The 14828-nt window shown below is 70.0% G+C and carries 14 protein-coding genes and 1 tRNA gene; 9 read left to right on the top strand and 6 right to left on the bottom strand.

Features of this window, described 5'->3' with window-relative positions:
- The 7 genes from HMPREF0591_RS22985 to HMPREF0591_RS22955 all read left to right on the top strand — a co-directional run.
- Positions 1-1117: diflavin oxidoreductase (locus HMPREF0591_RS22985; RefSeq protein ID WP_007171078.1), on the top strand; the 1117-nt coding region annotated here is incomplete at its 5' end.
- Between the two features lie 111 nt (positions 1118-1228).
- Positions 1229-1510: a hypothetical protein gene (locus HMPREF0591_RS22980; protein WP_007171077.1), complete on the top strand. Its 282-nt coding sequence runs from the start codon at positions 1229-1231 to the stop codon at positions 1508-1510.
- Positions 1511-1571: 61 nt separating this feature from the next.
- Positions 1572-2375 carry a trehalose 2-sulfotransferase gene (stf0, locus tag HMPREF0591_RS22975; RefSeq protein WP_007171076.1) on the top strand — a complete coding sequence of 268 codons (804 nt, stop codon included), beginning with the start codon at positions 1572-1574 and terminating at the stop codon, positions 2373-2375.
- A 383-nt stretch (positions 2376-2758) separates the two neighbouring features.
- The gene (cysK, locus tag HMPREF0591_RS22970; protein WP_007171075.1) at positions 2759-3691 is read left to right on the top strand and encodes a cysteine synthase A; all 933 of its coding nucleotides are present in this window, start codon (positions 2759-2761) and stop codon (positions 3689-3691) included.
- 2 nt (positions 3692-3693) lie between these two features.
- Positions 3694-4377: a serine O-acetyltransferase gene (cysE, locus tag HMPREF0591_RS22965; RefSeq protein ID WP_007171074.1), complete on the top strand. Its 684-nt coding sequence runs from the start codon at positions 3694-3696 to the stop codon at positions 4375-4377.
- Positions 4378-4384: 7 nt separating this feature from the next.
- The gene (locus HMPREF0591_RS22960) at positions 4385-4804 is read left to right on the top strand and encodes a thioredoxin family protein (RefSeq protein ID WP_007171073.1); all 420 of its coding nucleotides are present in this window, start codon (positions 4385-4387) and stop codon (positions 4802-4804) included.
- A 95-nt stretch (positions 4805-4899) separates the two neighbouring features.
- Positions 4900-6546 carry an NAD-dependent malic enzyme gene (locus HMPREF0591_RS22955; RefSeq protein WP_040623768.1) on the top strand — a complete coding sequence of 549 codons (1647 nt, stop codon included), beginning with the start codon at positions 4900-4902 and terminating at the stop codon, positions 6544-6546.
- 13 nt (positions 6547-6559) lie between these two features.
- Here HMPREF0591_RS22955 and HMPREF0591_RS22950 read toward each other — a convergent pair.
- A tRNA-Asn gene (locus HMPREF0591_RS22950) sits at positions 6560-6632 on the bottom strand.
- A gap of 140 nt (positions 6633-6772) precedes the next feature.
- Between HMPREF0591_RS22950 and HMPREF0591_RS22945 the strand changes: the two genes are divergently transcribed.
- Positions 6773-7051, top strand: a complete 279-nt coding sequence (locus tag HMPREF0591_RS22945) for a hypothetical protein (RefSeq protein ID WP_040623654.1) — start codon at positions 6773-6775, stop codon at positions 7049-7051.
- On the opposite strand, the gene dnaG is transcribed toward HMPREF0591_RS22945, so the two are convergent.
- From dnaG to HMPREF0591_RS22930, 3 genes are read right to left on the bottom strand one after another with little or no spacing between them, the layout of a single operon-like run.
- Positions 7026-8996, bottom strand: a complete 1971-nt coding sequence (gene dnaG / locus HMPREF0591_RS22940) for a DNA primase (protein ID WP_007171070.1) — start codon at positions 8994-8996, stop codon at positions 7026-7028. The two genes, HMPREF0591_RS22945 and dnaG, sit on opposite strands and share 26 nt — an antisense overlap.
- A gap of 30 nt (positions 8997-9026) precedes the next feature.
- Positions 9027-9635 carry a superoxide dismutase[Cu-Zn] gene (gene sodC / locus HMPREF0591_RS22935; RefSeq protein WP_007171069.1) on the bottom strand — a complete coding sequence of 203 codons (609 nt, stop codon included), beginning with the start codon at positions 9633-9635 and terminating at the stop codon, positions 9027-9029.
- A 53-nt stretch (positions 9636-9688) separates the two neighbouring features.
- Positions 9689-10954, bottom strand: coding sequence for a deoxyguanosinetriphosphate triphosphohydrolase (locus tag HMPREF0591_RS22930; protein WP_007171068.1), 1266 nt, complete (start codon positions 10952-10954; stop codon positions 9689-9691).
- Positions 10955-11038: 84 nt separating this feature from the next.
- Between HMPREF0591_RS22930 and HMPREF0591_RS22925 the strand changes: the two genes are divergently transcribed.
- A complete protein-coding gene (locus HMPREF0591_RS22925) occupies positions 11039-13030 on the top strand; it encodes a TPM domain-containing protein (protein ID WP_040623765.1) in 1992 nt (663 codons plus the stop codon).
- Positions 13031-13052: 22 nt separating this feature from the next.
- Here the strand turns inward: HMPREF0591_RS22925 and HMPREF0591_RS22920 are convergent, their stop codons facing one another.
- Together HMPREF0591_RS22920 and HMPREF0591_RS22915 are read right to left on the bottom strand one after the other, a co-directional pair.
- Entirely contained in the window at positions 13053-13367 is a 315-nt protein-coding gene (locus tag HMPREF0591_RS22920) for a hypothetical protein (protein ID WP_244269077.1), read from the bottom strand.
- A 162-nt stretch (positions 13368-13529) separates the two neighbouring features.
- Positions 13530-14741 (bottom strand): PPE family protein, encoded by a 1212-nt coding sequence (locus HMPREF0591_RS22915; RefSeq protein WP_007171065.1) that lies wholly within the window; start codon positions 14739-14741, stop codon positions 13530-13532.
- Positions 14742-14828 lie beyond the last annotated feature (87 nt).

The raw sequence follows: 14828 nt of genomic DNA, 5'->3' as shown, positions 1-14828 counted from the left end.
CTACACCAAGAAGCGTCCCCTGATCACCGACATGGCCCACAACGTCAAGCTGGGCCGGCCGCAATCCACAAAGGATGTGCGGCAGTTAGTGTTTCGGCTGCCCGAGGACACGATCAGGTATGAGGCCGGTGACGCGCTCGGGGTGTGGCCGCGCAACAGCGACCGGCTGGTCGACGAGTGGCTGTCGGTCACCGGGCTGGACGGGCAGACTCCCGTCGAGGTCGGCGAGCATGGTCTGATGTCGCTGCGCTCCGCGCTCACCGAGCGGATCGAGATCGCGCACATCAGCCGGGACCTGGTGCGGTTCGTGCAGGAACGGACCGGCGACGCCGAACTGGCCGACCTGCTGAAGCCGGAGAACAAGGCTGCGCTGAGCAATTGGGCGTGGGGACGGCAGTCGATCGACCTGCTGGCGCAGCACCCGGTTTCCGCCTCGGCGCACGAGTGGCTCCGGGTCCTCAAGCGGCTTCAGCCGCGCCTCTACTCGATCTCCTCCAGCCCCAAGGAGAACCCGGGCGAGGTTCACCTGACGGTCTCGCCCGTGCGCTACAACTTTAAGGGCGTCCCGCACCACGGGGTGTGTTCGACTTACCTCGCCGACCGCTCCCCCGGCGACCGGGTGGCGATCTACCTGCAGCCCTCGAGCAATTTCCGGCCGCCCAGCGACCCGGACACGCCGATGATCATGGTCGGTCCGGGCACCGGGATCGCGCCCTTCCGCGGCTTCCTGCAAGAGCGTCGCGCGCTCGGCCACTCCGGCCCGAACTGGCTGTTCTTCGGCGAACAGCACGCCGAAACCGACTATTACTACCGCGACGAGATCGAGCAGATGCAGGCCGAGGGGGTGCTCACCGAACTCGACCTGGCGTTCTCCAGGGATCAGCGCGAGAAGGTCTACGTGCAGCACCTGATGCGCAACCGCGGGGCCGAGCTGTGGCGCTGGCTGCAGGACGGCGCCCAACTGTACGTGTGCGGCACCGCCGATCCGATGGCCAAGGACGTCGACCGCGCACTCTGCGAGATCGCGGCCGAACACGGCAACCTCGACGCCGACGGCGCCAAGGAGTACGTCCGCTCGCTGAGCGCCGACAAGCGCTATCACCGCGACGTCTACTAGGTCCCGCGGCCGCGTCCCGACTCGTAATACGACGGAAACGTCGCGCGACCGTCGCTGAAACAACCTCGCTGCACCATTCCCTCATTGGTTGCGTCGAGGAGGGACGTAGGCATGGCTCTGGATTTCGACGGGCCCCTCGAAGACACCGCCCGGGCTGTCTGCCCATTGCAGTGCCGGCTGCGGCGCGGCGCCGCAGCTGACGACCAGCCCGAGGATCGGGTCGACTGGGCCGGGCTGCCGGTCAACCTGGACCTGGCGTTTTCGCCGCAGCAGCGGGACAAGGTCTACACCCAGCACCTGATGCGCAAGCGCGGCACGCAACTTCGGCGTTGGTTGCCCGCCGGCTCCCCGCGATGCGTCTGCGAGCAATCCAACGACGACGAGCGGCCCTAGCCCCAGCGAAAGCCTAAAAGCATTACCTGCGAAAGCAATTGCGGCCGGATACGCTGGGCCTGTGGCCGATAACCCGTCGTCATACCTGGTGCTGGCATCGCAACGCAGTGGCAGCACGCTGCTGGTCGAATCGCTGCGCGCGACCGGCGTGGCCGGTGAGCCGCAGGAGTTCTTCCAATATCTGCCTGCCACCAGCCAGGCCCCGCAACCCCGGGAGTGGTTCGCCGGCGTGGAGGACGAGTCGATCCTCAGCCTGCTCGACCCGCTGGACGCCGGGACGCCGGACCTCGCGCCCGCCGAGATCTGGCGCGACTACATCCGCACGGTCGGCAGGACACCGAATGGCATCTGGGGCGGCAAGCTGATGTGGAATCAGACGCCGCTCCTGCTCAAACGGGCGAAGAATCTGCCGAACCGAAGCGGCGACGGCCTGCTGGCGGCGATCCGCGACGTGGTGGGCGAGGAACCATTGCTGATCTATGTCCACCGGCCCGATGTGGTGTCGCAGGCGGTGTCGTTCTGGCGGGCGGTGCAGACCCGGGTCTGGCGGGGCAGGCCCGATCCGCTTCGCGACGCGCGCGCCACCTATCACGCCGGGGCGATCGCCCACGTCGTCACCATGCTGCGCGCGCAGGACGAAGGCTGGCGGAACTGGTTCGCCGAAGAGAACATCACGCCCATGGACATTCCCTATCCCGTGTTGTGGCGCAACCTGACTGAGGCCGTGGCCGGCATCCTGTCGGCGTTGGGGCTGGACCCCCGGTTGGCGCCCGAGCCGGTGCTGGAGCGCCAGGCGGACCAGCGCTCCGACGAGTGGGTGGACCGCTACCGGGCCGACGCCGAGAAGTACGGCCTGCCGACCTGACCGCGTCGCGCGGGGACGGCTTCGCCGCGCGTGAGACGGCCGGAAGAGTAACCAAAAGACCAGCTCACCGGCGAAATTTGCGGATGTCCTATAGTGGGCCTTATGCAACAGGCCACACAGCCGCGCCGTGTCCTTACGTGCCGCCCCGCCGCGCACTGTTGTTGTCGCTGTTGTTGATTTTCTGACGCCGCAGAAATCCTCGCTACCCCGGTTTGCGGGCGCCAGCACAGGCAAACTCCCGTGGCCGCGCACACGCGTCAGTCAATCCCCAGGAAGACCAACCCACCGATGACCACGTTGTCCACCCCGCGCCGCGCCGCCGTCGAATTCGACACCACCCGGCGGGCCGACGAGGCTGGTAATGACATCGTCGAGGAAGACAGATGAGCATCGCAGAGAACGTCACGCAACTGATCGGGAACACGCCGCTGGTCCGGCTGAACCGGGTAACCGAAGGCGCGGCCGCCGACGTCGTCGCCAAGCTGGAATTCTTCAACCCGGCAAACAGTGTCAAGGACCGGATCGGGGTGGCCATGCTCGACGCCGCCGAGCAGGCGGGTCTGATCAAGCCCGACACCATCGTCCTGGAACCGACGAGCGGGAACACCGGCATCGCGCTGGCGATGGTCTGCGCGGCGCGCGGCTATCGGTGCGTGCTGACCATGCCGGACACCATGAGCACCGAACGACGAATGTTGTTGCGCGCCTTCGGGGCCCAGATTGTCCTGACACCCGGCGCCGACGGCATGGCGGGCGCGATCGCCAAGGCCGAGGAATTGGCCAAGAACGACCAGCGGTATTTCATCCCCCAGCAGTTCGAAAACCCCGCCAATCCGGAGATCCATCGCAAGACGACCGCGGAGGAGGTGTGGCGAGACACCGAGGGCAAGGTCGACTTCTTCGTCGCCGGGGTCGGCACCGGCGGCACCATTACCGGTGTGGCTCAGGTCATCAAGGAACGCAAGCCGTCGGCGCAGATTGTGGCCGTCGAGCCCGCCGCGTCCGCGGTGCTGTCCGGAGGCCAGAAGGGGCCGCACCCCATCCAGGGGATCGGCGCCGGATTCGTCCCGCCGGTGCTCGATATGGATCTGGTCGACGAAGTCGTCACGGTCGGCAACGAAGAGTCGCTGGAGATGGCCCGGCGGCTGGCGCGGGAGGAAGGGTTGCTGGTGGGCATCTCCTCGGGCGCGGCCGTGGTCGCCGCGCTGCAGGTGGCCCGCCGCCCGGAGAACGCCGGCAAGCTCGTCGTGGTGGTGCTGCCCAGCTTCGGGGAGCGGTACCTGAGCACACCGCTCTTCGCCGACCTGGCGGATTAGCCATGCTCACCGCCATCCGCCGCGACATCCGGGCAGCCAGGGAGCGCGATCCGGCCGCCCCCACGACCTTGCAGGTGATCTTCGCCTACCCCGGCGTGCACGCCATCTGGGGACACCGGATCAGCCACTGGTTGTGGAACCGCGGCGCCCGCCTGGTCGCGCGGATACTCAACGAAGTCACCCGCATCCTAACCGGGGTCGACATCCACCCGGGCGCCGTGCTCGGCGCCGGGCTGTTCATCGACCACGCCACCGGGGTGGTGATCGGCGAGACCGCGGAAGTCGGCGAGGACGTGACGATCTACCACGGCGTCACCCTCGGCGGCAGCGGACGCGACACCGGCAAACGCCACCCCACCATCGGCGACCGGGTGACCATCGGCGCCGGCGCCAAGGTGCTCGGTGCGATCAAGATCGGCGACGACAGCCGGATCGGCGCCAACGCCGTCGTGGTCAAAGAGGTCCCGTCGAGCGCGGTGGTGATCGGAGTCCCCGGACAGGTCATCAGCCGCCACGGTCGCAACAGCCCGGACGACTCGATGATGCCCGACCTTGTCGGCGTCAGCCTCCAATCCCTGCTCACCCGGGTGTCCAAGCTGGAGGCCGCCAACGACGGGCAACAATCCGGGCGGGTCATCCGGCCGCCGGAGGCCGGGGTGTGGCACGGCGAAGACTTCTCCATCTGAGGCCCACTTGAGCACTCTTGTCATCGCGGGGACGGCGCTGGTCACGGCGCTCGGCGCGGCCACTGCCGCGGGCGTGCTGGTCAATCGGCGGTCCGGGGTGCTGCGCGAAACGGACCCCGGGCCGCGGCCGGACGCGGCGGCCATCGGTTTGCCCGAAAACCGCCCGACCGTCGTCCATTTCACCGCTGCGTGGTGCGGCCCGTGCGCATCGGTGCGGCGGGTCGTCGAACAAGTGTGCGGCGCCCTCCCCGACGTGGCACACCTCGAGATCGACATCGACGCCAATCCGGCGGCCGCCAAGCAGCTTTCGGTGTTGTCGCTGCCGACGACGTTCATCTTCGACGCCGCCGGCCGCCAGCGCTACCGCACCGCGGGCGTCCCCAAAGCCGCTGACCTGCGGCAGGCGCTGCAACCCCTGCTGGCGTGAGCGCCCGCGCCGGCGCCGCCGGCGCTCTTCGGGATGCGGTCGCGGCGATCGACGCTACGGTTGGCGTGACGGGCCACGGACGGACGGAGATTGCGATGAGCGACGCCCACGCGCCGCGGATACCGCCGGCGCTGGCGGCGCCGAGCCTGAACCGGGGAGTCGGCTTCACCCACGAGCAGCGCCGCCGGCTGGGGTTGACCGGGCGGCTGCCGTCCGCGGTGCTCACCCTTGACGAACAGGCCGACCGGGTGTGGCATCAATTGCAAAGCCTGGCAACGGATTTGGGTCGCAATTTGCTGTTGGAGCAGTTGCATTACCGCCACGAGCTGCTCTACTACAAGGTGCTGGAGAACCACCTGCCCGAGCTGATGCCGGTGGTCTACACGCCCACCGTCGGCGAGGCCATTCAGCGGTTCTCGGACGAATACCGCGGACAGCGGGGGCTTTTCCTGAGCATCGACGAGCCCGACGAGATCGAGCCGGCGTTCGAAACTTTCGGGCTGCAGCCCGACGACGTCGACCTGATCGTGTGCACCGACGCCGAGGCCATCCTGGGCATCGGCGACTGGGGCGTGGGCGGCATCCAGATCGCGGTGGGCAAGTTGGCCCTCTACACCGCGGGCGCCGGCATCGACCCGCGCCGCTGCATCGCGGTCTCCCTCGACGTCGGCACCGACAACGAGCAGCTGCTGCAGGACCCGTTCTACCTGGGCAACCGGCACGCCCGGCGCCGCGGCCGGGAATACGACGAATTCGTCAATCGCTACGTCGAAACCGCCCACCGGCTGTTCCCCGGGGCGATCCTGCATTTCGAGGACTTCGGCCCCCTGAACGCGCGGCGGATCCTGCACGAGTACGGCCAGAAGTACTGCGTGTTCAACGACGACATCCAGGGCACCGGCGCCGTGGTCGTCGCCGCCGTGTACGGGGGCTGCCATGTCACCGGGGTGCCGATGCGCGACCAACGGGCGGTCGTCTTCGGGGCCGGGACCGCCGGGATCGGGGTGGCCGACCAGATTCGCGACGCGATGGTGGCGGACGGCGCGACCGTCGAGCAGGCCACTGCACAGATCTGGCCGATCGACAAGCAGGGCCTGCTGTTCGACGACATGGACGACCTGCGCGATTTCCAGGTGCCCTACGCCAAGAACCGCGCCCGGCTGGGCGTGAGCCCCGGGGTTCGGGTGGGGCTGGTGGACGCCATCAAGCTGGCCTCCCCCACGATCCTGCTGGGCGCCTCGGCCGTGTTCGGCGCCTTCACCGAGAAGGTGGTGCAGGCCATGACAGCGGCCTGCGAGCGCCCGATGATCTTCCCGCTGTCCAACCCGACCTCGCGGATGGAGGCGATGCCGGCCGACGTCCTGCAGTGGTCCGCCGGCAAGGCGCTGATCACCACCGGTACCCCGGTCGCCCCGATCGAATACGACGGCACCACCCACATCATCGGGCAGGCCAACAACGTGCTGGTGTTTCCGGGAATCGGGTTGGGCATCATCGTCGCCGGGGCCCGGCTGCTGACCAAAGGAATGCTGCAGGCGGCGGCGGAAGCCGTTGTGCACCAGGCGAGCCCGTCGGACTCCGGGGATTCGCTGCTACCCGATGTCAAGGAGTTGCGCGCCATCTCGACGGCGGTCGCCGAGGCCGTGTATCGCGCCGCGGTCGCCGACGGGGTGGCCACCCGGACGCACGCCGACCCGCACCGGGCAGTTATCGACAACATCTGGACGCCGGCGTATGACTAGTGGCTTTGCCCTGCTCCCCCGCCTGGACTCGAACCAGGAACCTATCGGTTAACAGCCGAACGCTCTGCCAATTGAGCTACAGGGGATCAACACGATCGCGGGACGACTCTAGCGTACTGGCATAACCGCACCCAACTGGACAGGGACCGGCCTCGCGCCGGATCGGGCGCGCACGCACCGGGCCGGGTGAGGCAGGATGGAACGGTCGATAGTCGGGAGGAACGCTTTGATCCGGTATGTCGTGGTGCTCGGACTGGGTTACGTGCTGGGCTCGAAGGCCGGCCGCCGCCGGTACGAGCAGATCGTTGGGACCTATCGCGCGCTGACGAGCAGTCCCGTGGCCAAGTCGATGATCGAAGGGGGGCGTCGCAAGGTCGCCAGTCGGATCTCCCCGGACACCGGCTTCGTCACCGTCGCAGAGATCGACGACCAGACGGCGATCATGGAGCGCGGAGCCGAGCGAGCAGCCGACGAGGCCCTCACATCGTCAGATCGTCGCCGCTAGCCTGCTCCAGCAGGCTGCGCCGGTAGGCTTCCATCGCGACCAGGTCGCCGAACAGCGCGTGGTACTCGTCGCCCTGCTCGATCGGCGACATCCGCTGCAACTTGGACTTCACCTCGGCGATCTGCCGGCCCATCCAGACCTCCTGCAGCCGGGCCAGCACGCCGGCGATATAGCGCGGCAGTTTCTCGTCGTCGACCTGGACGGCCTCCACGCCGAGCTCGCTGACCAGGCCCGCGGTGAGGTCCGAGCCGGCCTTCTGGCGCACGGCGTCGATCCACTGCGCCCCGGTGACGCCGCTCGACGTGCCGCCGGCGGCCTCGATCGCCCCGCGGACGGCGGCGTAGCCGGGATGGGTGAAGCTCTCGACGGTCAGCGTGTCGAAGACCGGGCCGGCCAGCGCCGGGTACTGCAGCGCCGACTTGAGCGCCTCGCGCTGCGGCCACAACGTCGGGTCCCTGGGGTCCGGGCGGGTGGCGCCGGGCTGGGACCGAACCGCGGCGCGGGGTTGCTGCGCGACGCGGCGGGCGGCGTTCGCGGCGGTACCACCCCGGACGGGGGCCGGCGACTGCTTGGCCTGACTGCGCACCCGGTCGATGACCTGCGCCACGTCGTCCCAGCCGACCCAGCCGGCGAGCTGGCGGGCGTACTCGTCGCGCAGCGTGGGGTCCTTGATCTGGCCCACCATCGGCACGCAGCGGCGCAGCGCCGCGACCCTGCCCTCGGCGCTGTCCAGGTCCATCTCTGCCAGCGCCGTGCGGATCGCGAACTCGAACAGCGGGGTGCGCCGCGCCACCAGGTCGCGCAGCGCGCCGTCGCCGGACCTCAACCGCAGGTCGCAGGGATCCATGCCGTCCGGGGCCACCGCGACGAAGGACTGCCCCGCCAGGTTCTGCTCGCCGCCGAAGGCCTTGAGCGCGGCCGCCCGGCCGGCCGCGTCGCCGTCGAACACGTAGATCAGTTCGCCGCGGAAGAAGCTGTCGTCCATCATCAGCCGGCGCAGCATCGCCAGGTGCTCGTCACCGAACGCGGTGCCGCACGACGCCACGGCGGTGGTGACCCCGGAAAGGTGCATCGCCATCACGTCGGTGTAACCCTCGACGACGACGGCCTGGTGCCCCTTGGCGATGTCACGCTTGGCCAGGTCGATGCCGAACATAACCGAGGACTTCTTGTACAGCAGCGTCTCGGGGGTGTTGATGTACTTGGCTTCCATGGGGTCGTCGTCGAACAGCCGGCGGGCGCCGAACCCGATCACCTCGCCGGCCGCGGTGCGGATGGGCCACAACAGCCGGCGGTGGAAGCGGTCGATCGGGCCCCTGCGGCCCTGCCGCGACAGCCCGGCCGCCTCCAGCTCCTTGAACTCGAAACCCTTGCGCACCAAGTGCTTTGTCAGTGAATCCCACCCGGACGGCGCGAATCCGCAGCCAAATCGCCGGGCGGCCTCGCCGTCGAAGTTGCGTTCCGTCAGGTACTGGCGCGCCGGTGCGGCCTCGTCGGATTCCAGCGTCGCCGCGTAGAACTCCGCGGCGGCCGCGTTGGCCGCGACGAGCCGGCTGCGACTGCCGCGGTCGCGCTGCACGCTGGTCGCCGGGCCGGTGTAGCTGATGGTGTGGCCGATCCGGTCGGCGAGCAGCTCGACGGCCTCGACGAAGGTGACGTGTTCGATCTTCTGGATGAAGGCGTAGACGTCGCCGCCCTCACCGCAGCCGAAGCAGTGGAAATGGCCGTGGTTGGGGCGGACGTGGAACGACGGCGACTTCTCGTCGTGGAACGGGCACAGGCCCTTCAGCGAATCGGCTCCGGCGCGGCGCAATTGGACGTAATCGCCGACGACTTCGTCGATGCGGACCCGCTCGCGGATGGCGGCGATGTCGCGATCGGGGATCCGGCCCCGGCCCCGGGCCCGGGCGTCGCCGTCCGCGCGTGAACCTGCCGGGCTGGACATCGGCTCAGTCTAGAGGGCCCAGCGCGCCGGTTATCCCGTTCCGATGACGCCGCATGCGACCCGGTCCATCGCGTTGTCGCTGTACTGGGCGCCGTGCAGCATCAACGCTTTGCCCTCACCACCCACCAGCACGTCCCTGGTGAACGCGTCGGTGGTGGTCACCAGGTAGGCCGAGCCGTCCGAACGCACCTCGAGCGACGTCAGGTCGCCGCTTTCGGGCTTGCCGGTGTGGCCGGGCGCGTTGTAATGACCGCCGGCGGACAGGAAGTTTCCGGGCGGGCCGCCGGTCGGGGCGACGGAATTGGGCTCGCACTTGCCGAACTCGTGGACGTGCATGCCGTGGAACCCGGGGGTCAGAATGCCGCCGGCCACCGTCTTGACGGTGACGGTCACGTACCCGCCGGTGAAGTCGAACGTCGCCGTGGCGACGGACCGCCCGTCCGGCGTCTTTAGTTGCGCGCTCAGCGATTCGCCGCTGGGCGCGGGCGTCGTCGTCTCGCCCGACGACGCGGGTGGGGCGCTCTTCACCGGAGGGGTGGTGCCGGACTGGCTGCTCGCATGCTGGGGTGAGCTGCAGGCGGTGATGGCGACGACGGGAAGCCCCACCGCGAGGGTGGCGATGCCGCTGAATTTGGTCATGTCGGGCAGCCTAGCCCGCGACGGCGACGGCGCCGCCGAGGGATGACCCGCCGCTAACCGGCCGACTGGCGCGCGTCGACCCGCTCCAGCCGGCCCTCGGTGTACGAGGCGATCTGATCGACGATGACGCGGAGCCGCGCGCGGTCGTCGGCCGCGGTGCTGAATGCCGCGGCGAAGACCGGATCGAGCGTTTGCGGTGCGCCCGAGTACAGCCACTGCGCCACCCGGTGGATCCGTTCGCGCTGCAGGGCCTGGGTGCCCAGGTGCCGCGGATCGGACATGATGAACTGCAGCGCCAGGATTTTCAGCAGTGCGACCTCGGCGCGCACCACGTCGGGCACCAGCAGGTCGGCCCGGTAGCGCACCAGCGGCCCGGGACCGGCCGCGGCGCGGGTGGTGGCGATGGCGGCCGACGCGAACCGGCCGACCAACTCACTGGTCAGTCGCTTGAGCGCCACCGACGCCGCGAGGGTGGCGTCGTACTTGCCGACCGCGGCGACCACCGGCAACCCCGCGAGCCGCCCCGCGGCCGCCATGAAGTCGTCGGCGCTGACCCGGGAGAATTCGCTCTCGCCCAGCCTGGCCAGGGCCGCCGCCTCGTCGTCGTCGGCGAGCACCCGCAGGTCGATGCGCTGGGAGACGACGCCGTCCTCGACGTCGTGCACCGAGTAGGCGATGTCGTCCGCCCAGTCCATCACCTGCGCCTCCAGGCACATCCGGCCCTCCGGCGCCCGGCCGCGAACCCAGGCAGCCGGCCCGCGGTCTTCGTCGTAGAAACCGAACTTGCGCCGACCCGCACCGCGGAACCACGGGTACTTGGTGACCGCGTCCAGCGATGCGCGGGTGAGGTTGAGCCCCGCGCTATTTCCTTGCTCATCAAGCACTTTGGGTTCGAGGCTGGTCAGGATGCGGAAGTTCTGCGCGTTCCCTTCGAAACCGCCCGCGCCGGCGGCCACCTCGTCGAGGGCGCGCTCGCCGTTGTGCCCGTAGGGCGGGTGGCCGATGTCGTGGGCCAGGCCCGCCAGCTCGACCAGGTCGAGGTCGCAGCCCAGGCCGACGGCCATCCCCCGCCCGATCTGGGCGACCTCGAGCGAGTGCGTCAGCCGGGTGCGCGGCGTGTCGCCTTCGCGGGGCCCGACAACCTGGGTCTTGTCGGCCAGGCGGCGCAGCGCGGCGCTGTGCAGGACGCGGGCCCGGTCGCGGGCGAAATCGGTGCGGTGCTGACCTTCCGTGCCCGGCAAACCCGCAGTCTTCGGCGCTTCGCCCACCCGCCGCTGACGGTCGAAGTCGTCGTAAGGGTCTTGCCGATTCGTGCTCACCGCAGGACAGTCTGCCAGGGAACGACCGCCCCGACGCGCGGCTGTCTGCCCGCGTCGTCGCGGCGCTAAATTGGCGTAATGCGCATGCGCACTGCCCGCCTGCTCGGCGTCATCGGGGCGATCCTCGCGGTCGGTTTCGGCGGTGGCCTGCTCGTGGCGCCCGCGGCCGGCGCGCAGGCCCCGTTCCGGCTGGCGGATTACGTCACCGACAACGCGGGTGTCCTGTCGGACTCCGGCCGCACGGCCGTCACGTCGGCGGTGGGCACGCTGTACACGGACCGGCACATCCGGCTGTGGGTGGTCTACGTCGACGACTTCTCCGGGCAGGGCGCGGTGAACTGGGCGCAGCGCACGGCGCGGGCCAGCGACCTGGGCGACTACGACGCGCTGCTGGCGGTCGCCACCGCCAGCCGTGCCTACGCCTTCTTGGTGCCGACCGCCGTCAAGAGCGTCACCGCGCGCCAGGTCGATGACTTGCGGCACAACAAGATCGAGCCCGCCCTGCACAACGGCGACTGGAGCGGCGCCGCGGTGGCGGCGGCCGACGGGCTCAACACGTCGCCCGGTTCCTCGGGCCGCGTCGCCCTGTTGGTCACGCTGGCGATCATCCTCGCCGCGCTGGCGGTCCTGCTGCTGATCATGCGATACCGGCGCCGGCGCCGGCGCGCGGCCGACCTGGCCGCGGCGCGTCGGGTCGACCCCACCGACCCCCGAGCGCTGGCCGGCGTGCCGCTGCAGGCCCTCGACGATCTGTCCCGCGAGTTGGTGGTGGACGTCGACAACGCCGTGCGGACCAGCTCGAACGAGCTCGACCTGGCGATCGCCGAGTTCGGCGAAGAGCGCACCCGGCCGTTCACCGAGGCCGTCGAGAACGCCAAAGCCGCTCTCTCCCAGGCATTTACGATCCGACAGCAGCTCGACGACAACACGCCCGAGACACCCGACCAGCGCCGCGAGCTGCTCACCCGGGTGGTCGTGTCGGCGGCGGGCGCCGACCGCGAACTGGAATCGCAGACCGAGGCGTTCGAAAACCTGCGCGATCTGGTGATCAACGCCCCGTCGCGGCTGGACGCGCTGACCCAGCAGTACGTCGAGCTCACCAGCCGCATCGCCCCGTCGGAACAGCGGCTGGCGGAGCTGCACGGTCAATTCGACGCTGCCGCACTGAGTTCGGTGTCCGGCAATGTCGCGACCGCCGAGGAGCGGCTGGCGTTCGCCGACCGCAACATCAGCACGGCCCGGGATTTGGCCGGCGAAGCGGTCAGCGGCAGGCAGGCCGGCCTGGTGGATGCCGTCCGCGCCGCCGAGTCCGCGCTCGGGCAGGCCCGTGGGCTCCTCGACTCGGTGGACAACGCGGCCACCGACATTCAGCACGCCATCGACCGGCTGCCGTCGGCCGTGACCGACATCCAGGCGGACATCAAGCGCGCGGACGAGCTGCTGCAGAAGGCGCAGGCCACCAAATCGGCTCACGCCGGCGATCTGATCGCGGCGCGGGATGCCGCCGCCCGGGCCGCCGACGGCGCGCGCGCCGGGGCCGCCACCGACCCGTTGGGGGCGTTCGCCCAAGTCGCCAAGGCGGATGCCGACCTCAACGGCGTCCTGGTCACCCTGGCCCGCGAGCAGGCCACCGCCGAACAGCTCAACCGCGCCTTCGAGCAGGCGGTGTTCACCGCCGAGTCCCGGGTGCGGGCGGTGTCCGACTACATCGACACGCGCCGAGGCAGCGTCGGCCCGGAGGCTCGCACCCGGCTCGCCGAAGCCAAGCGGCACCTACAGGCCGCGCGGGACCAGCGGGCGGCGAACCCGACCGAGGCGATTTCGCACGCCAACGCCGCGTCGACGCTGGCGGCCCAGGCGCAGTCACTGGCCAACGCCGACGTGCAGTCGGCGCAGCGCGCCTACGCCCGCGGCGGCGGCAGCGACATGGGCGCGATGCTGGGCGGGATCATCATCGGCAACGTGCTCGGAGGCGGCATGCGGGGCGGATTCGGCGGCTGGAGCCCGACGTCATTCGGCGGCTCGTCCGGGGGCTCTTCCGGCGGTGGCTTCATGGGGGGCGGCGGCCGGTTCTGAGCGGGTCGCCCCCGTCCGGCGCTCAGCCGGCGGCCGGGGAATGCGGTATAACGCCTCCGCTGCGCGGCATTTCGAAGTGGGGTTCGGCTTCGCCCTCCCACCGTTTCCATTCGTTCCACTGGTTGGCGTCGGAGACCGCGGCCGGGGCCGGGGTGTCGGCCACCGGATCGCCCGCGTCGGCGTTCGCCTCTGTCTTCGGGGCCCAGTGGTCGTAGTCATCGGGCGGCACGGCCACACCCCACTTGAGCGGAACCGACAGGCCGCCCAACATCCCCGACTCACCCCGAGCCGCCGACACCGAGTCATCTGGTAGCGGCGGACCAAGAGGCAAAAGCATGTTGCCCCCTTCCACAGCCGATTTTCGGACGCTGTGGCCGAACCTAATAACACCAAGCAGCCACATCGTAAGCCAAACTACGGGGAAATACCCGAAAAACGTGGATTTGCTTTCACGCAGCGCGCGCCCGACCCGGCGCCACGAAAAGGCGAGGGTCGGCCCCTACCCGCCTTTGGTGCGCGGCACCACCTTGGGCCGCGACTGCACCACATGCGGGTTCTCCCCGCCGCGGCGCCCCCGCGCGTCCGTCTTGTCCTCGTCGGCGTTCCGGCCGTCCATCGCCATGGCCACGGCCGGCGTCGAACCGGCCGGTGCCGACGACGGGGACGACGCTCCCCCGGTCGCGAGCGGGGTGGGGAGTTGGGTGCCCAAGGCCGGCACCGCGAGGCTCGTCAGCACCGCCGGCACCGGCATCGAACCCTGCCAGGTCGGCGGCACCGTGATCGCCCCCACGAACCGCGCGGTGCCCAGTCCGGCCGTGGCGACGCCCAGCCCGCCGGCCGACTGCAGCCCTTGGAGCCCGCTCGCGGCGGCTTGCGGGGCCTGCGCGGCCACGGTGGTGACACCCGCCATCGCCGGCGCCGCCGCCGGGCCGACATTGTGGGCCAGCACCATCATCGGGGACATCAGCGCGCTCGCCGGATACATCCCCATCGGGGCGAGCGCGGTCATCGTGGTCACCGGCATCGACGACAGCAACGACGTCACCGACGAGAGGCCCGGGAAGAACGCCCCCAGCACCGACTGCAGGTCCGAAACGAAGCCGGCCCCCAGCGACGAGAACGCTCCGAGCGCCTGGGACGCGAAGCTCAGCGGCGCCGTCACCAGCCCCGACAGTCCACCCAGGCCCACCGGCGGGACGCTGAACGCCGGCAGCGACGCCGCCACCGTCTGCGCCCCGACGTGGTAGCCGACCATCGCGGCCACGTCCTGGGCCCACATCTCCATGTACTCGATCTCGGTCATCGCGATCGCCGGCGTGTTCTGGCCGAAGAAGTTCGTCGCGATCAGCGCGAGCAACCGGATGCGGTTCGCGAGCACCGCCGGAGTCGGCACCGTCGCCATGAACGCCGCCTCGTACGCCGTCGCCGCCGCCGTCGCCTGGGCGGCCGCGATCTCGGCTTGTCCGGCGGCCGAGATCAGCCACTGCAGATAGGGGGTCGCCGCCGCCACCATCGCCGCCGACGACGGGCCCGTCCAGGGACCGGCGGCCACCCCCGTCACGACCGACTCGAACGATGCCGCCGCGGCCGCGAGATCCGCCGCGAGTGCCTGCCAGGCCGATGCCGCCGTCAAGAGTGGGCCCGGGCCGGCGCCGCCATACATCAGCGCAGAGTTGATCTCGGGGGGGAAGAGCATAAAAGCTGGAATCATCACATCCCCAACCCACCGACCGCGTCAACGGCACCTACATCCACACGAACCGACACCCACCCCCGGCCACTAGACACGTGAGCAACA

This window comes from Mycobacterium parascrofulaceum ATCC BAA-614 (assembly GCF_000164135.1).
Taxonomy (GTDB): Bacteria; Actinomycetota; Actinomycetes; order Mycobacteriales; family Mycobacteriaceae; genus Mycobacterium; species Mycobacterium parascrofulaceum.
The sequence above is the reverse complement of the archived record's forward strand: the minus strand, read 5'-3'. Positions and strand labels throughout refer to the sequence as shown.

Coding starts and splice junctions, on each gene's coding strand:
- HMPREF0591_RS22980 (WP_007171077.1), top strand. CDS start 1,229: ATGGCTCTGGATTTCGACGGGCCCCTCGAAGACACCGCCCGGGCTGTC.
- cysK (WP_007171075.1), top strand. CDS start 2,759: ATGAGCATCGCAGAGAACGTCACGCAACTGATCGGGAACACGCCGCTG.
- cysE (WP_007171074.1), top strand. CDS start 3,694: ATGCTCACCGCCATCCGCCGCGACATCCGGGCAGCCAGGGAGCGCGAT.
- HMPREF0591_RS22955 (WP_040623768.1), top strand. CDS start 4,900: ATGAGCGACGCCCACGCGCCGCGGATACCGCCGGCGCTGGCGGCGCCG.
- dnaG (WP_007171070.1), bottom strand. CDS start 8,996: ATGTCCAGCCCGGCAGGTTCACGCGCGGACGGCGACGCCCGGGCCCGG.
- sodC (WP_007171069.1), bottom strand. CDS start 9,635: ATGACCAAATTCAGCGGCATCGCCACCCTCGCGGTGGGGCTTCCCGTC.
- HMPREF0591_RS22925 (WP_040623765.1), top strand. CDS start 11,039: ATGCGCACTGCCCGCCTGCTCGGCGTCATCGGGGCGATCCTCGCGGTC.
- HMPREF0591_RS22920 (WP_244269077.1), bottom strand. CDS start 13,367: ATGCTTTTGCCTCTTGGTCCGCCGCTACCAGATGACTCGGTGTCGGCG.
- HMPREF0591_RS22915 (WP_007171065.1), bottom strand. CDS start 14,741: ATGATTCCAGCTTTTATGCTCTTCCCCCCCGAGATCAACTCTGCGCTG.